This is a genomic window from Corallococcus sp. CA049B (assembly GCF_003611685.1).
Classification (GTDB): Bacteria; Myxococcota; Myxococcia; order Myxococcales; family Myxococcaceae; genus Corallococcus; species Corallococcus coralloides.
In genome coordinates, this window is sequence record NZ_RAWC01000011.1 from 1 (window position 1) to 16,434 (window position 16,434).

The following is a 16,434-nucleotide window of genomic DNA, read 5'->3' on the forward strand; positions in this document are numbered from 1 at the left end:
GGGCGGGTTTGCGCGCGTCGCTCATCGGAGGCGGAGTGTAGAGGGGGCAGTGCGCCGGTGGCTACTGGCCCTTGAGCACCTGCAGGGCCTTGCTGGCCACCGCGTTGTCGGGCTGGGTCTCCAGCACCTTCCCCAGCCAGCGCTCCGCTTCGCTCGCGGCCTTCTGGCGGTCCTCGGGACGGCGGGCCTTCTGGGCCTCGTCGGTGTAAAGCAGACCCAGGCGCAGGGCGAACTCGGTGTTCTCCGGGTCCTTGTCCGCCACGACCTTCAGCTCCCGCTGCGCGGCCGCGTAGTCCCCCTGCAGCTGGTACACGAGCGACAGCTTGCCGCGCGCGGCCGCCGAGTCCGGCGCCAGCGTCACCGCCACCTGGAAGGCCTCCTTCGCGGTGTCCAGGTCCCGGGCCTCCAGGCGCAGGTCGCCCAGGCGGAACCAGGCCAGGTCCAGCAGCGGGTTGAGCGCCGCGGCCTTCTCGAAGGCGGTGCGCGCCGCGTCCGTGCGCTGCCGCGACAGGTACAGCTCCCCCAGGTAGAGCTGGTTCTTGCCGTCCTGGGGGGCGCGCTCGATGGCCTGCTTGAACTCGTCCACGGCGCGGCCGGCGTCATCCAGGCGCTGGTAGGCCAGCCCCAGGAGGGCGTGCACCACGGCCAGGTCCGGGTAGTCGTGGAGGATCTCCTCGAAGGCGATGAGGGCGTGCTGGGGGGCGTCCAGCTCGTGCAGGTAGCGCATGCCCTCCTCGAGCTTCGCCTCCGCCGCCTTGGGGAAGTTCTGGAACGGGTCCGCCAGCGGGTTCATCAGCGCCCGCGCGGTGGCGACCTCGGCGGGGGTGGGGTTGCCGCGCACGACGGTGCCCAGCGCCTCCACGGCGCCCGCCGTGTCGCCCGTGCGGGCCAGGGCCTTGGCCAGGGGCAGCTTCCAGCCCGCGCGCTCCGGGGCCAGCTCCACGGCCTTGCGCAGCGGTCCGAGGGCGGCGGCGTACTGCTCCGACTCCAGGCGCGCCACGCCCAGGCGGTAGTGGAACTCCGCGGTGGTGGGGGACAGCGCGATGGCGCGCTCGAAGGCGGCCACGGTGGGGGCACCCGCGTCCCGGGCCCGCGAGAAGAGCGTCAGGCCCAGCATGTACTGGTCCACCGCGCGCTCGTTCTTCGCGATGGCCTGGCGCAGCTCCTCCGCCCAGGCGTCCGCGCGGCCGGCCTTCACGTGGGCCTCGGTGAGGGCTCGGGCCACGTCCACGTCGTCCGGGGTGCGCGCGTGCAGCTCCCGCAGGAGCTTCACCGCCTCATCCGGCTGATTGCCGTCCAGGTACGCGCGCGCCTGGGCCTGGGGAGACAGCGCGGGGGCCTGGGCCTGGCCGTGGCCGCAGCCGGTGGCGAGCAGCCCCAGCCCCAGGAGGGCGGCGGGCCAGCGGAGCGTGCGGAGGCGGTTCGGGGGCGGCGTCAGGGGCACGGGGAGCTCAGGAGGCCTTGGAGGTGACGGAGGAGGCAAGCTGCGCGACGCCCTCGCGGTTCGGCGCGGCGACGGCGGTGTCCGGGTCACCGCCCTTGCCGCCGAGGGAGAGGCTGTCGGCGATGATCTGCGCGCGCACGGCGCGGGCCAGGCCCTCGCGGTCGTTGTCCTCGAAGCCGCTGGTGTCGATGGGGCGGCCAATCTTCACGCGCACCGGGCCCGGGGTGATGTTCCACGAGTTCTTGGGCATCACGTTGTCGGTGCCCTCGATGGTGACGGGGCAGATGGGCACGCGGGCCTTGAGCGCGAGCGCGAAGGGGCCCTTCTTGAAGGGCAGCACGCGGCCGTCCGGGGAGCGGGTGCCCTCCGGGTACAGGAAGATGCTGGTGCCCGCGCGGATCTTCCGGGCGGCTTTTTCAAGCGACGCGATGGCGGACGAACGGTCCCCACGGTCGATGAAGATGTGGCCCGCGAGCCAGAGGTACCAGCCGATGAACGGCACGAAGCGCAGCTGCGACTTGGCGACGAAGCGGAAGTCCACCGGCACGGCGAGAAAATGGGCCGGGATGTCGAGTGTGGACAGGTGGTTGCCGACGTAGATGGTGGGCCGCTTCGGGTCCACGTTTTCCCCGCCCATGACCTCCAGCTTCGCGCCCCCGGCCCAGAGGAGCACGGGCGACCAGAGCCTGCGGGCGACGGCGACCGAACGCGACGGGTTGAGCGTCACCAGCATGGCGAGGCAGGCCACCGGGAAGCAGACCATGGACCAGACCGTCGCCACGAAGATGCACCACAGCTTGCGCAGCATGCGTCGCCTTTCCTCCTACCGGGGGACCTGAGCGCCGGAAGGACCCCGGGGGGGCCGCTCCCTCGTCGTGCAGGCAGGCGGCGCGGCATGAGCGCCGGCTCGGGCTCCTGGACGTGCGGAACGGTGCGGGGGCATGCACTTTATCTACCATGGCTCCCCTCGCCATTGTTTCTGGTGAATGCCGCTCGCCGGGGTTACAAGCAAGGGTGGCGTGGCCAGGAAAAAGTTCATCGCCATCGCGGGCAACATCGGGGCCGGAAAGACGGAGCTCACGTCCTTCCTGTGCCGGAAGTACGGCCTCACGCCGTCCTTCGAGCCCAATGACCAGAACCCCTACCTCGCGGATTTCTACAAGGACATGAAGACGTGGGCGTTCCGCTCGCAGCTCTTCTTCCTGACGCACAAGTTCCGACTGCACCGGGAGCTGGAGCGCACACCCGGCACCGTGCTCCAGGACCGGACCCTCTACGAGGACGCGGAAATCTTCGCCAAGAACCTCCACCGGCAGCGGCTCATCGACAAGCGGGACTGGTCCACCTACTGGGAGCTGTATCAGACCATCTCCCAGTCGCTCCGGCCGCCCGACCTGATGATCTACCTGCGCTGCCCGGTCATCACCCTGAAGGAGCGCATCCGCTTGCGCGGGCGGACCATGGAGAAGGACATCCCGACCGCCTACCTGAAGCGCCTCAACGCCCTCTACGAGGAGTGGTTCGAGGGCTACTCGCTGTCACCGGTGCTGGTGCTGGGGACGGACAAGCTGGACTACCTCACCAACCTGGTGGACCGCGTGGACCTCTTCCGGCAGATCGAGAAGCACCTGTGAAGGAGGTCTACGTCCTGGCCACCGAGCAGTCCGTGCCGCCTTCCCTGGACGCGCTGCGCGCGGCGTTCGCGACGGACGAGGTGGAGTTCGTGCCGCACGAGGGCGACTGGGGCTTCACCGTGCGGGCGGATGGCTCGGAGGTGAAGGTGGTGCTCAAGCCCCTGGGCGACGGCCGTCCTCGGGTCCCCCAGGAGCTGTTCAGCGGCAGCCCGGAGGCCTTCGCGCGCGTGGAGAAGTCCCAGGCCTGCTACGCGTTCCTGCTGGAGCCGGGCGGCGCGCAGCCCACGCTGCCCGTCTTCGAGGCGCTGTGGACCGTGCGCACGCTGATGGAGCAGGCGCCGGGCGTGCTGGTGGACCTGACGGCGTTCAAGCTGCACGAGCCCGAGGACGTGGTCGAGATCACCGAGCTGGACTTCGACATCCGCGACCACGTGCACCTGCACGCCATCGAGCTGGCGGAAGGGGACACGCCGCTGTGGGTGCACTCGCACGGGATGGAGAAGTTCGGCGCGCGCGACGTGGAGATCTTCCACCTGGGCGAGGGTGACCTCCTGGCCGCGGAGAGCTTCCTCCACGAGCTGTGCACGGACCTGGCGTTCGCGCAGGGGCCGGCGCTGCGCTCGGAGGTGGCCACCAGCGAGGGCCAGAGCTTCACCCTGGTGCCGTCGGAGGAGGCCCGCGCGAACCTGCTGGGCGTGCCGCTGGCTGCCTTCGAGGGGCACGAGGGGCTGTTCCTCACGGTGGTGTCGCCCCTGGGCCGGCACAACACGGCGGAGCTCCTGGCGACGTACCGGGAGCGCTTCGCCAAGGAGCCAGCCGAGCAGACCCAGGCCATGCACGAGGAGGCGCAGGCGCTGTTGCCCGCGTTCCTGGCGCGCTTCCAGCGCAAGGGGTTGATGGAGCCCCTCACGTTCCTGGTGCGGGCCCCCTTCGAGACGCACCCGGAGGGCGAGGTGGTGGTGGAGAACCTGTGGCTGGAGGCGGTGGCCCGGGACGAGGGCTCCGTCGTGGGCCGGCTGGTGGATGGCGCGGTGCACACCACGGAGTGGCGCAAGGGGGCCCACGTGGAGGTGGAGGAGAAGCAGATCAACGCCCTGGCCATCGCCCGGGAGGGCCGAGCGCTCAACGAGTCCGAGCTGCGCGCTCTTTTGAACGCCGAACGCCCCATGTAGCGCTGCGCGTCCAACCCGACGCGTCTTGCGGGCGCCCCGAGGGGCACTGCTAGGCTCCCCGTCCACATGCCGGCATTGCTGCTGCTCACGGGCCCCTCGGCGGGGCGCCGGTACGAGGTCGTCTCCCAGCTGACCCTCGGCCGCAGCCCCTCCTGCGACATTCCGCTGGAAGACGACCAGGTGTCGCGGCGTCACGCGCAGCTGTTCCTGGACCCCGTCGCGGGACAGGTGCGGCTGCGCGACCTGGGCTCCACCAACGGCACGCTGCTCAACGGGCAGCGGCTGGCGCTCCAGGAAGAGGCGGTGCTGCGGCCGGGGGACCGGATGCGCGTGGGCGCCACCATCGCGGTGTACGAGCCGCCGCCGGTGTCCATCGTCGACGAGCCCTCCGGCGTGGTCGCTCCGGAGCCGGAGCACGTGCCCATCGAGGAGGTGCTGCCGCACGTGGGGGCGGCCGCGGCGATGTACTCGGCGGGGACGGCGCTCCTGGGGGCCACCAGCGAGGCCATGGTGCTGCGGCGGCTGTCGGAGGAGACGGTGCACGCGCTCAACGCGGATCGCGCCGCGGCGCTCCTGAGCGGCCCGGAGGGGCTTCGCACGGCGGCGGTGTCCGGCGCGGCGTCCGTGGAGGTGCCTCGCGCGCTGGTGCAGGCGGCGCTGGAGCGCAAGGAACTGGGTCGCACGGACACGGCGTTGTGCTCGCCGCTGGTGGCTTCGGGCGGGATGCCCTTTGGCGTGCTGTACGTGGAGCGCGAGGAGTCGCCGTTCACCGAGGGCGAGGGCCAGTTGCTCGCGTCGCTGGGGCGGCTGGGCGGGGAGGCCTATACGGCCGTGCGCTCTCGCGGCGAGGCGGAGGCCGCGGAGACGCCGTGGGTGACGCCGCTGGGGACGTCGCGGGCGTTCCGGGGCGTGGTGGAGGAGGCGCGGCGGGCGGCGGGCAGCGCCGCCCCGGTGGTGCTGCACGGTGAGCCGGGCACGGGCAAGGCGCTGCTGGCGCACTTCCTCCACGGGAAGTCCCCTCGCGCGCTGGGGCCGTGGGTGACGGTGGAGTGCCGGCAGTCCTTGGAGGCGGTGGAGGTGGCGCTCTTCGGCCGTGCGGGTGCGCCCGGACAGCCTCCGGTGACATCCGCGGTGCTGCGCGCGGACGCGGGCACGCTGCTCCTGCGCCATGTGGAGGCGCTGCCCCGGCCGGCGGCGGAGCGGCTGGCGCGGATGCTGGCCCGGCGCGCGGCTCCAGCACGGCAGGGCGGGGAAGAGCCCGTGGACGTGCGCATCGTCGCCACCAGTGCTTCACCGGTGTCGCGGCTCGCGTCCCGGGGAGAGTTCGACGCGGCGCTGGCCCGGGGGCTCACGGGCTTCGAGCTGGAGGTGCCGCCCCTGCGGGAGCGGCGAGGGGACGTGCCGGTGCTGCTGGAGCATTTCGCGCTGCGCGGTGCCCGGCAGGGCGGGCGGGAGGCGCCGGTGCTGGGACCGGAGGCCCGGCGCCTCCTGGCCGAGTATCCGTGGCCGCAGAACGTGCGTGAGCTGGAGCTGGTCGCGGAGCGGCTGGGACGCGTGTACGCGGCGGGCCACGTGGGCATCCCGCAGCTGCCTCCGGAGGTGCGCGAGGGCGCGGTGGGGCAGGCGCCTCGCACGTTGCAGGAGCAGGTGGCCCGGCTGGAGCGCGACGCCATCGCGGAGGCGCTTCGCGAGTCCGGCTGGAAGAAGGTCCGCGCGGCGGAGCTGCTGGGCATCAGCCGGCCCACGCTCGACCGGAAGATGGAGGAGTACGGGCTGACGCTGGAGCGGGGGACTCGCGGCTGAGCGCGCTCAGGCCTTCGTGATGGCGGTGTCCTTGCGGCGGCTGATCAACACGCCCGTGAGGATGAGCGCCGCGCCGAGCACCTGGAACAGGGTGGGGCGCTCACCACGGACGGCCCAGGCGGTGAGGGCGGCGACCACGGGGATGCCGGTGCCGTAGAGCGTCGTGCGGTTGGTGCCCACCTGCTGCACGCTGCGGAACCAGACGAAGTAGGCGAGCACCAGCGGCACCAGCGCCGAGTACACGAGCGCCACCCATCCCGCCGCGCTCACGCGCGACGCGTCCAGCTCGATGACCTGGGACGCGCCGGCCAGCACGACGCCCGGGGCTCCCGTGAGCATGGTGATGGCGGTGACGCGCAGCGCGGAGAGGCCTTCTCCCACGGCTCGCGTGCCCACCGTGTAGATGGACCAGCACAGCGAGCTGCCGACAATCAGCGCGTCGCCCGTCCACGTCGCCGCGCCCAGGTTCGGGCCTCGCGCGCCGACGACGAGCAGCGTCCCCACCACCGCGAGCGAGAGCCCCGCGATGACCGGGCGCCGCAGCCGTTCGATGCCCAGCGCCGCGCCCAGCGCCGCCGTCACCACCGGGCTCACCGCGGTGAGCATGCCGCTGTTGGCCGCCGTGGTCCGCGCGAGCCCTTCGATGAAGCACAGCTGGTACAGCGTGTTGCCCACGAACCCCAGCGCGGTGAGCCGCAGGAACGTCTTCCACGGCATCGGCTTGTGGCCTTCCACCGCGAGCAACACGAGCCCCATCGCGAGCGCCGCGAGCCCGAAGCGCAGCGACATGAAGGCCCGCGCCGGCATGCCCTCCAGCGCGTCCTTCACCAGGGTGTAGTTCGTCCCCCAGACGACCACGACGGCGAGCATCGCCAGGTCGGAGGCGGAGAGGAGACGGGCAGGCGCTGCGACCGCGGGCGACGAGGTGCTCACGGCGGCGGGGCATAGGGCGGCGCGAGGCCGGATGCAACCGACGGAGCTGCAACGAACACGCGGGCCCGCGCAGCTTCCCTGGCAGGTGACACGCACGCGCGGTGCTTCGGGCCGACGTTTCCCCACGCCCGTGCTTGTCCGGCCGCCCGGGCCGTGGCGTAAATGCCCGCCCATGGACTTCCGTTACTCAGACGAGGTGCGGCACGCGAAGGACTCCGGGCAGCCGCTGGTGGCGCTGGAGACGAGCGTCGTCGCGCAGGGCCTGCCGTACCCCGACAACCTGGCCGCCGCTCGCGCGTGCGAGGAGGCCATCCGCCGCGCTGGCGCCGTGCCCGCGCCCATCGCGCTCGTGGACGGCGAGGTGTGGATTGGCCTGGAGGACGCCACGCTGCGCCGCCTGGCCGAGGGCAAGGAGAAGCTCCTCAAGGTGGGCTCCCGCGACCTGGCCGTGGCGGTGGCCACCCGCGCCAGCGGCGGCACCACCGTGAGCGCCACGTGCGAGCTGGCCGCGGCGGCGGGCATCCGCGTCTTCTCCACCGGCGGCATCGGCGGCGTGCACCGGGGCGCTTCCGAGCACTGGGACATCTCGCAGGACATCGCGGCCCTGTCGCGCTACCCCGTCGCGGTCGTGTGCGCGGGCGCCAAGTCCGTGTTGGATCTGCCCAAGACGATGGAGCTGCTGGAGACCGCGGGTGTGCCCGTCATCGGCGTGGGCACGAACGAGCTGCCGTCGTTCTACAGCCGCGAGTCCGGCCTCTCCCTGGAGCACCGCGCGGACGACGCGGAGGCCGCCGCGCGCATCGCTCACGCTCGCTTCGAGACGCTGGGGCAGGGCGGCGTGCTCTACACGGTGCCGCCTCCGGTGGAGGCCGCGCTGGCTCGCAACGACGTGGAGCTGCACATCGCGTCGGCGCTGGCGGACGCGGACCGGCAGGGCGTGCGCGGAAAGGCCGTGACGCCGTTCCTTTTGGGCGAGATGGCGAAGCGCACCGGGGGCAAGACCCTCAAGACGAACCTGGCGCTCCTGGAGAACAACGCGCGCTTCGCGGGGGCGCTGGCCGTGGCCTACGCCCGCCTCGCGAAGCGCTGAACGCCGCGCGGAATCAGGCCGTGCGGTGCTGGAACCAGGACATCAGGTCCTCCAGCGCCGCGCGGTCCACGTCGTCGAAGGTGTTCTTGTGCTCGGAGTCGATGTCGAGCACGGCGAGCAGCTCGCGGTCGCGCCCGAACACCGGCACCACGATTTCAGACGCGGAGCGCCCGTCGCAGGTGATGTGGCCCGGGAACGCGTGCACGTCCGGCACCACCACCGTCTCGCCCCTGGCCGCGGACGTGCCGCACACGCCCTTCCCAAAGGTGATCTCCAGGCACCCGAGCGTCCCCTGGTAGGGGCCCACGCGCAGCAGCTTCCCGGGCGTCACCACCCGGTAGAAGCCCGTCCACAGGTGGCCGAAGGCGTGGTGCAGCAGGCAGCTCATCGTCGCCATCGCGCAGATGTCGTCATCCACGCCTTCGAGGATGGCGAGCGCGTGCGTCTTCAGCTCGGCGTATGCCTCGGCCTTGGGCTGAGCGCGCAGATCCAGGGTGACTTCGGCCATGATGGGGGTCCTCTGTCAGGAAGTCAGTCCCGCCCCTTCTAACAACCCTCGTGCCGGCTGGCACTGGAGGTCGTGTGGAACCGCTCGTCCTGGATTCGAAAACCCGCCTGCTCGTCCTCACCGGCGCCGGAGTCTCCGCGGAGAGCGGAGTGCCCACCTTCCGCGGCATGAACGGGCTGTGGGAGAACCACCCCGTGGAGGCGGTGGCGTCCCCGCAGGGCTTCGAGGCGAACCCCGCGCTCGTCTGGCGCTTCTACTCGCAGCGCCGGGCGGGGGCGGCGGACGTGAAGCCCAACCCGGGCCACGACGCGCTGGTGCGCTGGGAGCAGCACCTGGGTGACCGCTTCCTCCTGGCCACGCAGAACGTGGACGGCCTGCACGCGAAGGCGGGCAGCCAGCGCGTGGTGGACATGCACGGCAACCTCTTCCGCACGAAGTGCGCGGACTGCCAGCGTGCACCCTTCGCCGACACCTCCGTGCACCCGTCGGGCACGGTGCCGAAGTGCGACGGCTGCGGAGGCCGGCTGCGGCCGGACATCGTCTGGTTCGGGGAGATGCTGGACCCCAACGACCTGGCGCGCATTGGCGAGTTCATCTCCCGCGACGACGGCACGCGGCTGGTGTTCCTGGCCGCGGGGACGTCCGGAGCGGTGTGGCCCGCCGCGGGCCTCGTGGACGAGGTGCGCTCCGTGCGCGGGGACACGTGGCTCGTGAACTACGAGTCCGCCGCGAACACGGAGCGCTTCCATCACTTCGTCCAGGGGCTGAGCGGAGAGGTGCTGCCCACCCTGGCGAAGCTCGTCTGAGGCTCGGGCGCTACGGGCCCCGGAGGACGGTGAGCCCCTGGTTGGTGAGGACGAGCAGCATGGCCGGCGTCACGGTGGGCTCGTAGACGAGCTGCAGGACACGCTGGCCGGACACGTCCTTCACCTGGGCCAGCGTGGTGCCGTCAGCCTCCAGCCGCCAGAGGCCCGCGCCGTCCGTGCCGATGTAGAGGGCGCCGTCATCCGTGGCCTTGAGCGAGAGGATGCGGTTGGACGGCAGCCCCGCGAGCTTCGACCAGCTTCCCGTCGAGCGGTTCCTCGGCGTCAGCGCCCAGACGCCGTACTGCGCGCTGCCCAGGTAGTAGCGGCCCGAGCGGACCTGCTCGAAGGCGCGCCAGTAGTCGTCGGTGGTCTGTCCGTTGAGCGCGTCGTTGTAGCTCTTGAACGACCAGGGCGTGGGGCCTTCCCAGGTCTGCTCGCGGTCCCACTCCTCCAGCTTGGGGCTGGGCACGAGCACGCCGACCATCTGCTCGTTGGCGACGAGCACGTCACCGTTCTGCCCGATGCCCAGGCCGTGCATGTACGGGCACTGCAGCGAGCCCCACTCCGAGCCGTCCTCGTAGAGGTACCAGCCCGGATGGCGGTGGCTGTTGTAGGTGAGCCCCTGGATGCGCGTCACGCCGTGGTTGGTGGTGATGTAGAGGTCGCCGCGGTCTCGGCCGCGCGTCACGCGGGCGCAGCTGAGGACGGTGCGGTCCTCCTCGTAGTGGAAGTCATTGGTGTTGTGGATGCCCGCTTGCCGGTCCTTGTTCGACGCGCCAGTGGTGCGCCAGAGGTGCTCCTCGAGTTTCACGCTGCCGTCCGGCTGGAGGCGGACCGCGTCGAGGTCTCCCTTCCGGTACTCGGCGAAGCGCTCGGCGGAGTAGCCCGCTTCGCCCTTCCAGGGGATGTACGTGCGTTGCTCGATGCCCTCCGCGCGCTTCATCTCGTTGGCGGAGTAGCCCACGTACGCGCGTCCGGCCTCGCCGCCGCAGATGACCGTGGAGCCGGTCGCGAGCGCGTCCGGGCTGAACGCCTCCGCCGCCTGCCCGACGTTGGAGGTCCACGTGGGCTGTTTGTCGCCCGGGCGCAGCACGCCGATGCGGCGGCCGTCGAGGAGCCAGAGGTTGAGCCCTTCATCGAGCCCGACGCTCTGGGGTTTGTCGACGCCGAACGCGCGTGTGTAGTCGAGCACCGCGTCCGTGGGCCAGGGCCCTGCGTCGGGCGTCTCGCCGGTGCCGGCATCGGGATCCGGCGGCGTCCCCGCGTCAGGGGTTTCGCCGGCATCGGGTGTCCCGCCATCTTCATCCGGAGGGGGCGTGCCGGCATCCGGAATGGAACCCGGAGGGGGAAGCGAGGGAACTTCGTTTCCATCGGACGGATCCGTGATGGTTCCATCCTGCGGATCGACTGTCGGGGACTGGTCGCTGCAACCCGCCGACAACAAAGAGATGACCACCAACCCCGTCCCCACCACGCCTGCGCGAATACCCATTCCGTGTCTTCCTCCACGAGGGCTTCATGGCAAGACACGGGCCAGCGTGTTTCGCGTCAGGCTCGCTCAATTCCTCGCGTCAACGCGGCGCGTGCGCGGCCGGTCCGGCGTGCCATCCGCTTGCTTCCCATTGCCCACGGATCCTCGCCATGTCCCAGGAACGCTTCACGACCAGCCGCGAGGTGTATCACCGGATCCGGTGGGACTCGCGGCATGACGCCCGCGAGTTCGTCGTCGGTTACGACGCGCACCGCGGCGCGATGGAGGAGATGCCCTTCGAGGCGTTCATCCCTGACGGCGAGATTCCGTGGCACCGCGTCTGGTACTTCAAACGCGGGACCCAGATGGTGTGGGACCGCAAGTCGCGCATCGATCTCCTGAGCAACGCCCGGCCCGTGGAGGAGCCCGCGCCCTCTCCATCCATCACGGTGCCGGGGTTCACGCCCTTGCCCGCATGGCGGTACGACGCGCGCTTGGGCGCCTGGACCCAGGCCTCTTGTGATCCGGGCCACGCGCTTCCCTCCGTGGCGCCGCTCACCGTTGCCACCTTCAACGTCCTCTTCGACCTATACGACGCGGAGCTGCTGGCGACCGAGCGGAGGACTTCGGCGGCGCTCGCGCTGCTCCGTGAAACCCACGCGGACGTCATCGCTCTGCAAGAAGTCACCCCGTCGTTCCTCAAAGGCCTGCTCTCGGAACCGTGGGTGCGTGAGCACTACTGGCTGTCGGACGGTCCCAGTGCGCAGACGGTGACGCCCTACGGTCAGGTGCTCCTGTCGCGCGTGCCGCTCGCCTCCGTGTGGCAGCGCGTCTTCTCCCGCGACAAGCGCATCATCACCGCCGAGTTGCATCTCTCGGGCAACTCGCTGTGGGTGGCCACGCCGCACCTGACGAGCGACCGGGACGCGTCCGGTGCCTCCGCGCGCGCCGTCCAGGTCGAGGCCCTCCTCGAATGGGCTCGCGTGCTCGGCTCCACGAGCGATACCGCGGCCCCGGACCTGGTGCTGGCCGGTGACTTCAACTTCGGCGACGGTGCTCCGGAAGCAGAGTCCTTCGCGCGCGCCGGCTTCGTGGATGCGTGGTCCACGTTGAGACCTTCGGAAGCGGGGGAGACGTTCAACCCCCGGTTGAACAGCCTGGCGGCGCTCACCACCGTCTCGGGAGCGCTCCGGCGTTTGGACCGGGTGCTGGTGTCGTCTCCTTCGGACCGGCTCGCTCCTGAGTCCGTGGAGCTCTTCGGCGAAGCGCCCTTGCCGGGACCTCCCGGGCCCACCGGACAGGCCCTCTTTGCTTCGGATCACTTCGGACTGCGCTGCGTCCTGCGGCGTGAAGCGGTCGCATCGTCCGAGGGACTCACCGCGCGCTCCTCCACGGCGCTGGTCCACCACACGGCCCTGGTGCTCATCCCTCCTGATGACGTCTGGGATCCCATCCAGGCGCTGCGCAAGAAGCACGACGCGAAGTTCCAGCGGTGGATGCCTCACATCACGCTGCTGTATCCCTTCGTTCCGGAAGAGGACTTCGAGACGGCGGAAGCCATCCTCGTGGATGCCCTCCAGGGCTTCGAGCCCTTCGACGTGACGCTCTCCGCGTTCGGTCACTTCGAGCACCGCGCCAACGCGACAGCGTGGCTCCGCCCCGATGACCAGCCTTCCGGCGCGCTGGCGGCCCTGCACGCGAAGCTCGTGGCGGCCCTTCCTGAATGCGCCTCGTCCGCCCACGGTGGCTTCACGCCCCACCTCTCCGTGGGTCAGCTCCCTCTCTCCTCGGACATCGCCCGCACGCTCGCCGAGTGGCAGCGCGCCTGGCGACCGCTCAAGTTCCGCGTGGGCGAGCTCTGCCTCATCCGGAGAAAGGGTGACTCGCCCTTCGAAGTCATCCGGCGCATTCCGTTGGCCCAGGCCCACCGCGCAATCCCGGAGCACGAGGATGCTCCGCTGCGCGATGCACTGGTCTCCATCGGCGCCGTCGAGTCACACGAAGGGCACGCCGCCAGGACCGCGGCGGTGGAGCAGCTGCGCCAGCATTGCGAACGCATTGGCGCCACGCTGCATCCGTATGGCTCCTATCTCCTGGGCACGGATGGCGCGGGCAGTGACGTGGACGCGGTCGCCATCGGACCGGCTGAGCTGTCTCGCGACGCCTTCGCGCAAGCGCTCCTCCAGGCGCTGGCACCGGGCACGGCCCGCTACGTGGCGGACGCGGCCATCCCGCTGGTGAAGCTGACCCTCGGGGGCGTGAGCTTCGACCTGGCCTATGCGGGCCGTCCGGAAGGCGTCCCTCCGGAGGAGCCCCTCACGCTGCTCGAACGGCACGGCGAGCAGCTCGACCCCGCCGGTCTCCGCGCCGTCTTGGGCCTGGCGGACACGTTGGGCCTGTTGGACGCCGTTACCCGTGACGCCGAACGGACGGAGCGATTCCGGAGCCTGCTGCACGCGGTGAAGGCCTGGGCCCGGGCCCGGGGCATCTACTCGCATGCGCTGGGCTACCTCGGGGGACTGTCGTGGACGCTGCTCGCGGCCTGGGCCTGCACCCGCGCGACTCCGGACGCCATGCGCTCCGACGCGGCGCTGCTCGCGCACTTCTTCGGCACCTTCGCTGCCTGGCCGTGGCCCCAGCCGGTGACGCTCACGGCCGAAACGGCGCGCTACCGGCCCGAAGGCAAGCGTGACCTCCTGCCCGTCATCGCCCCCGCGCTCCCGGCTCGAAACACCGCGCGCAATGTGTCGCGGTCCACCTCCCGCGTCATCCGGGAGGAGTTGCTCCGTGCCCGCGAACGGGTGGCCAGGGCCCGCGCCTCCCGCACGCCTTCCGCCTGGGCGGCGCTCTTCCAGCCCCTGAGCGCCAATGAAACCCCACCGGCCGCGTTGCGCCTGTCCGTCGACGCGCCCACCGCCGAGGACCGGGAGGCCGTCGCGGGGTGGATCCTCGGACACGTGACGGCCCTGGTGTACCGGCTGGAAGGAGACCGGCGTCTCACCGTGCGCCCGATGCAGGCCGCGGGAACGCTGATCGTCGGTCTGGACGTGCGTGAAGCACGGGACTCGGCTGCGTTGTCCTGGCATCCGTCCAGCCCGCTGTTCGCGGCCGTGGAGGCGTTCCGCGCGTCCTTCCAGGAATGGACGCACCGCCCATCCAGCGCGGTGCTCCAGGTCGAGTGGGTGCGTGGCCATGACAGCGCACGGAGCGACGCACCCGTCTCGTAAAGCCTTGCGCGTTACTTCTGTCCCGCGAGCCACGAACCCCAGCGCACGATCCGCGTGCCACCCTCCGGCTCGCGCTTGCCGCCCGTCACCACGCGGTCGGTGCTGTTGGCGAGCGGCTGGAAGCGCGCCTCATACGGCAGGCCCGCGAGCCCCGGCGCCCACGGGTCGGCCGCGTAGGTATCGGAGAAGACGCGCTGGGTGCCTTCGACGTCCTCGTGGCTCTGGGTGATGAGCGCGGGCACTTCGTGGCCCTCCGCGGTGAACGTGCCCCGACTGCCATTGGCCGCCGCGGCGGGCGGCCAGTCCTCCGTGAACACCACCTCCGAGGGCAGCCCCATCAGCAGCTCCTCCAGGGGCTCCGGCTCGGCCTGCGAGAAGTCGGAGCAGGGGGCGGCATTGGCGTCGACCGGGCCCTCGGCGCGCAGGAGGTAGCCGCGCTCCGCGGTGAAGCACACGCGCTGCACACCGGGCGCGGGGCCCACGTCCACGTAGCGCTCGTAGTACGCGCCCGGGCCCAGGGGCCGCTCCATCGCGGGCACCGGGGCGCTCGCATCGGCCGAGCCCTCGCGGGCCTCCTGCAGCTTCAGCTGGTATCCGCCCGGCACGCGGAAGCCGGCGGACTCCGTGCTCGCTTCAATCAGGCCACGGGCGAGGTACAGCGGGCCCGGCGTGTTGGCGTAGACTCGCGTGCGCAGGGGGCCGTCAAAGGAGCGCTGGTCGCTGACGTAGCGCACGGCCTCCCAGGTGCGGCCCGCGCTGGAGGAGACCTCGGCGGTGGCCGTGCCTCCGCGCGGCACGTCGAGCGGGCGCGACACGTCCGCGCGCACGGGGATGATCAGGTCCTGCGCCAGCCGCACCTGCGACAGCGGCCTGCCGCCTTCATCGCGGTAGGCCGCGCGCACCCAGACCCAGGGTTGCTGCACGGCCATCACTTCCAGCGTCAGCTGCCCCTGGAGCGTGCGCGCGGTGCCGCCGCCGCGAGGCTCGGGGCCCCGCGTCGCACTGAAGGAGTAGGTGACGCGGTCGCCCACGCGAGCGCGCCCCCAGGCTTCGGCGGCCTGCACGGAGGCCGCGTCCTGGGCGCGCGTGTCGGACGCGGAAGGGCCGCTCGACTTCGTGCTCTCGCAGCCGGGGAGGAACGTCAGGGCCGCACCCAACAGCGCGGCGAGGGGGAGGGAAGGGCGCATGGTCATGGGGACGGGAAATACCGGGAGTGGATTCAATTCGCAGCTATCGCACGTTCTGTGCGTTTTCCCGGAATAGTGGGAGTAAATGCGACCCAGGGGAGGGTGACTGATAGAAAGACACCCCTGTCCGAAAATCAGTGAGTTGCAGGGTGGCGAGTAAAAACCACGTCACAACAAGCACTTGCGACCCAAACCGTTACGTTTTGTTACGCTTACATTCTTGGAAGCTGGAGTGCTGGCGCTCCAGGCAATTCAACAAAAGCCGGTTATTCCCTCTGGAGCATGGCTGGCCCGGCAGTTGCTCAGTGGCTGGGCAAGCTGTCCGCGGCTGACGGGAAGGTCAGGCGGCAGCGGATCTCCCCCGAACGCAGAGGAACGACGAATGTTCAAGAAGGCGGCAGTCCTCGTGGCGAGCTGTGGTGCGATGCTGTCTGGCTGCGGTACCGACCTGGAGCAGGAGAACCAGGAGATCGTCTCCAACCTGGTCGAGGCCGGTTTCCCCGCGTCCGACATCATGGAGGCTGACGGTCAGGTGTACGTGGGCCGCGACGCGCACGTCACCCTGGAGGCGTCTCGCGAGATGCTCCAGCCCGCGACGAAGGAGACCCAGGAGCAGTACCGCACGACGAACCTCGTCTCCTCGTCCGTGACGAAGATCTGCGTCAACCCGACGTCCGGGTTCAACAGCTACTCCCGCCTGAGCCAGGGCCTGGATCTGGCGATCCAGAACTACAACCAGCGCGGTCTGAGCTTCACGATGGCGCGTGGCCCCACCACGGGCTGCAGCGCGAACATCACCGCGACGACCATGTCCGGCGCCGGCGGCTCCGCGGGCTTCCCGTCGGGCGGCCGTCCCTACGGCACCATCAACATCGGCACCGGCCTGCAGAGCTACAGCGTGGACGTGAACGAGCACGTCATCACGCACGAGCTGGGTCACGCGATCGGCTTCCGTCACTCGGACTACTACAACCGCTCCATCAGCTGCGGCGGCTCCGCCACCAACGAGGGCTCCGCGGGCGTGGGCGCCATCCTCATCTCCGGCACGCCGAGCACCGCGACGGTCGGCGGCTCCATCATGAACTCCTGCTTCCGCTCGACGGAGACGGGCGAGTGGACCAGCTCCGACATCACGGCGCTGAACGCCCTCTACTAGGCG

Annotated in this window: 13 protein-coding genes; 7 read left to right on the top strand and 6 right to left on the bottom strand. The window is 70.9% G+C overall.

All coding sequences use genetic code 11. The annotated features are described in order from the left end of the window. Positions 1 to 61: 61 nt before the first annotated feature. Both D7W82_RS42295 and D7W82_RS04065 read right to left on the bottom strand, forming a co-directional pair. Complete coding sequence (locus tag D7W82_RS42295) at positions 62 to 1,444, bottom strand: lipopolysaccharide assembly protein LapB (RefSeq protein WP_120617060.1); 1,383 nt, start codon at positions 1,442 to 1,444, stop codon at positions 62 to 64. Positions 1,445 to 1,451: 7 nt separating this feature from the next. Further along, positions 1,452 to 2,252, bottom strand: a complete 801-nt coding sequence (locus tag D7W82_RS04065; protein ID WP_171422401.1) for a 1-acyl-sn-glycerol-3-phosphate acyltransferase — start codon at positions 2,250 to 2,252, stop codon at positions 1,452 to 1,454. A 211-nt stretch (positions 2,253 to 2,463) separates the two neighbouring features. Here D7W82_RS04065 and D7W82_RS04070 point away from each other — a divergent pair, with 211 nt between their 5' ends. From D7W82_RS04070 to D7W82_RS04080, 3 genes are all read left to right on the top strand, one after another. Continuing rightward, the gene (locus tag D7W82_RS04070; RefSeq protein ID WP_120567141.1) at positions 2,464 to 3,078 is read left to right on the top strand and encodes a deoxynucleoside kinase; all 615 of its coding nucleotides are present in this window, start codon (positions 2,464 to 2,466) and stop codon (positions 3,076 to 3,078) included. Beyond that, positions 3,075 to 4,250: a DUF2314 domain-containing protein gene (locus D7W82_RS04075; RefSeq protein ID WP_120617061.1), complete on the top strand. Its 1,176-nt coding sequence runs from the start codon at positions 3,075 to 3,077 to the stop codon at positions 4,248 to 4,250. Before D7W82_RS04070 ends, D7W82_RS04075 begins: the two co-directional genes overlap by 4 nt. 66 nt (positions 4,251 to 4,316) lie before the next feature. Next, positions 4,317 to 6,053 carry an FHA domain-containing protein gene (locus D7W82_RS04080; RefSeq protein ID WP_120617062.1) on the top strand — a complete coding sequence of 579 codons (1,737 nt, stop codon included), beginning with the start codon at positions 4,317 to 4,319 and terminating at the stop codon, positions 6,051 to 6,053. Between the two features lie 6 nt (positions 6,054 to 6,059). On the opposite strand, the gene D7W82_RS04085 is transcribed toward D7W82_RS04080, so the two are convergent. Further along, entirely contained in the window at positions 6,060 to 6,986 is a 927-nt protein-coding gene (locus D7W82_RS04085) for a DMT family transporter (RefSeq protein ID WP_120617063.1), read from the bottom strand. Positions 6,987 to 7,158: 172 nt separating this feature from the next. Here D7W82_RS04085 and D7W82_RS04090 point away from each other — a divergent pair, with 172 nt between their 5' ends. Beyond that, entirely contained in the window at positions 7,159 to 8,076 is a 918-nt protein-coding gene (locus D7W82_RS04090; protein WP_120617064.1) for a pseudouridine-5'-phosphate glycosidase, read from the top strand. A gap of 13 nt (positions 8,077 to 8,089) precedes the next feature. Here D7W82_RS04090 and D7W82_RS04095 read toward each other — a convergent pair whose 3' ends face one another. Next, positions 8,090 to 8,584 (bottom strand): GAF domain-containing protein, encoded by a 495-nt coding sequence (locus D7W82_RS04095; protein WP_120617065.1) that lies wholly within the window; start codon positions 8,582 to 8,584, stop codon positions 8,090 to 8,092. 74 nt (positions 8,585 to 8,658) lie between these two features. Here D7W82_RS04095 and D7W82_RS04100 point away from each other — a divergent pair, with 74 nt between their 5' ends. Further along, positions 8,659 to 9,390, top strand: a complete 732-nt coding sequence (locus D7W82_RS04100) for an NAD-dependent deacylase (RefSeq protein ID WP_120617066.1) — start codon at positions 8,659 to 8,661, stop codon at positions 9,388 to 9,390. Between the two features lie 10 nt (positions 9,391 to 9,400). On the opposite strand, the gene D7W82_RS04105 is transcribed toward D7W82_RS04100, so the two are convergent. Beyond that, positions 9,401 to 10,882: a two-component regulator propeller domain-containing protein gene (locus D7W82_RS04105; RefSeq protein ID WP_120617067.1), complete on the bottom strand. Its 1,482-nt coding sequence runs from the start codon at positions 10,880 to 10,882 to the stop codon at positions 9,401 to 9,403. A 149-nt stretch (positions 10,883 to 11,031) separates the two neighbouring features. Between D7W82_RS04105 and D7W82_RS04110 the strand changes: the two genes are divergently transcribed. Then, positions 11,032 to 14,088 (top strand): poly(A) polymerase, encoded by a 3,057-nt coding sequence (locus D7W82_RS04110; protein WP_120617068.1) that lies wholly within the window; start codon positions 11,032 to 11,034, stop codon positions 14,086 to 14,088. An 11-nt stretch (positions 14,089 to 14,099) separates the two neighbouring features. On the opposite strand, the gene D7W82_RS04115 is transcribed toward D7W82_RS04110, so the two are convergent. Continuing rightward, entirely contained in the window at positions 14,100 to 15,281 is a 1,182-nt protein-coding gene (locus tag D7W82_RS04115) for a DUF6068 family protein (RefSeq protein ID WP_120617069.1), read from the bottom strand. Positions 15,282 to 15,657: 376 nt separating this feature from the next. Between D7W82_RS04115 and D7W82_RS04120 the strand changes: the two genes are divergently transcribed. Further along, positions 15,658 to 16,431 (top strand): zinc-dependent metalloprotease, encoded by a 774-nt coding sequence (locus D7W82_RS04120; protein ID WP_120617070.1) that lies wholly within the window; start codon positions 15,658 to 15,660, stop codon positions 16,429 to 16,431. The last annotated feature ends 3 nt before the right edge of the window (positions 16,432 to 16,434 follow it).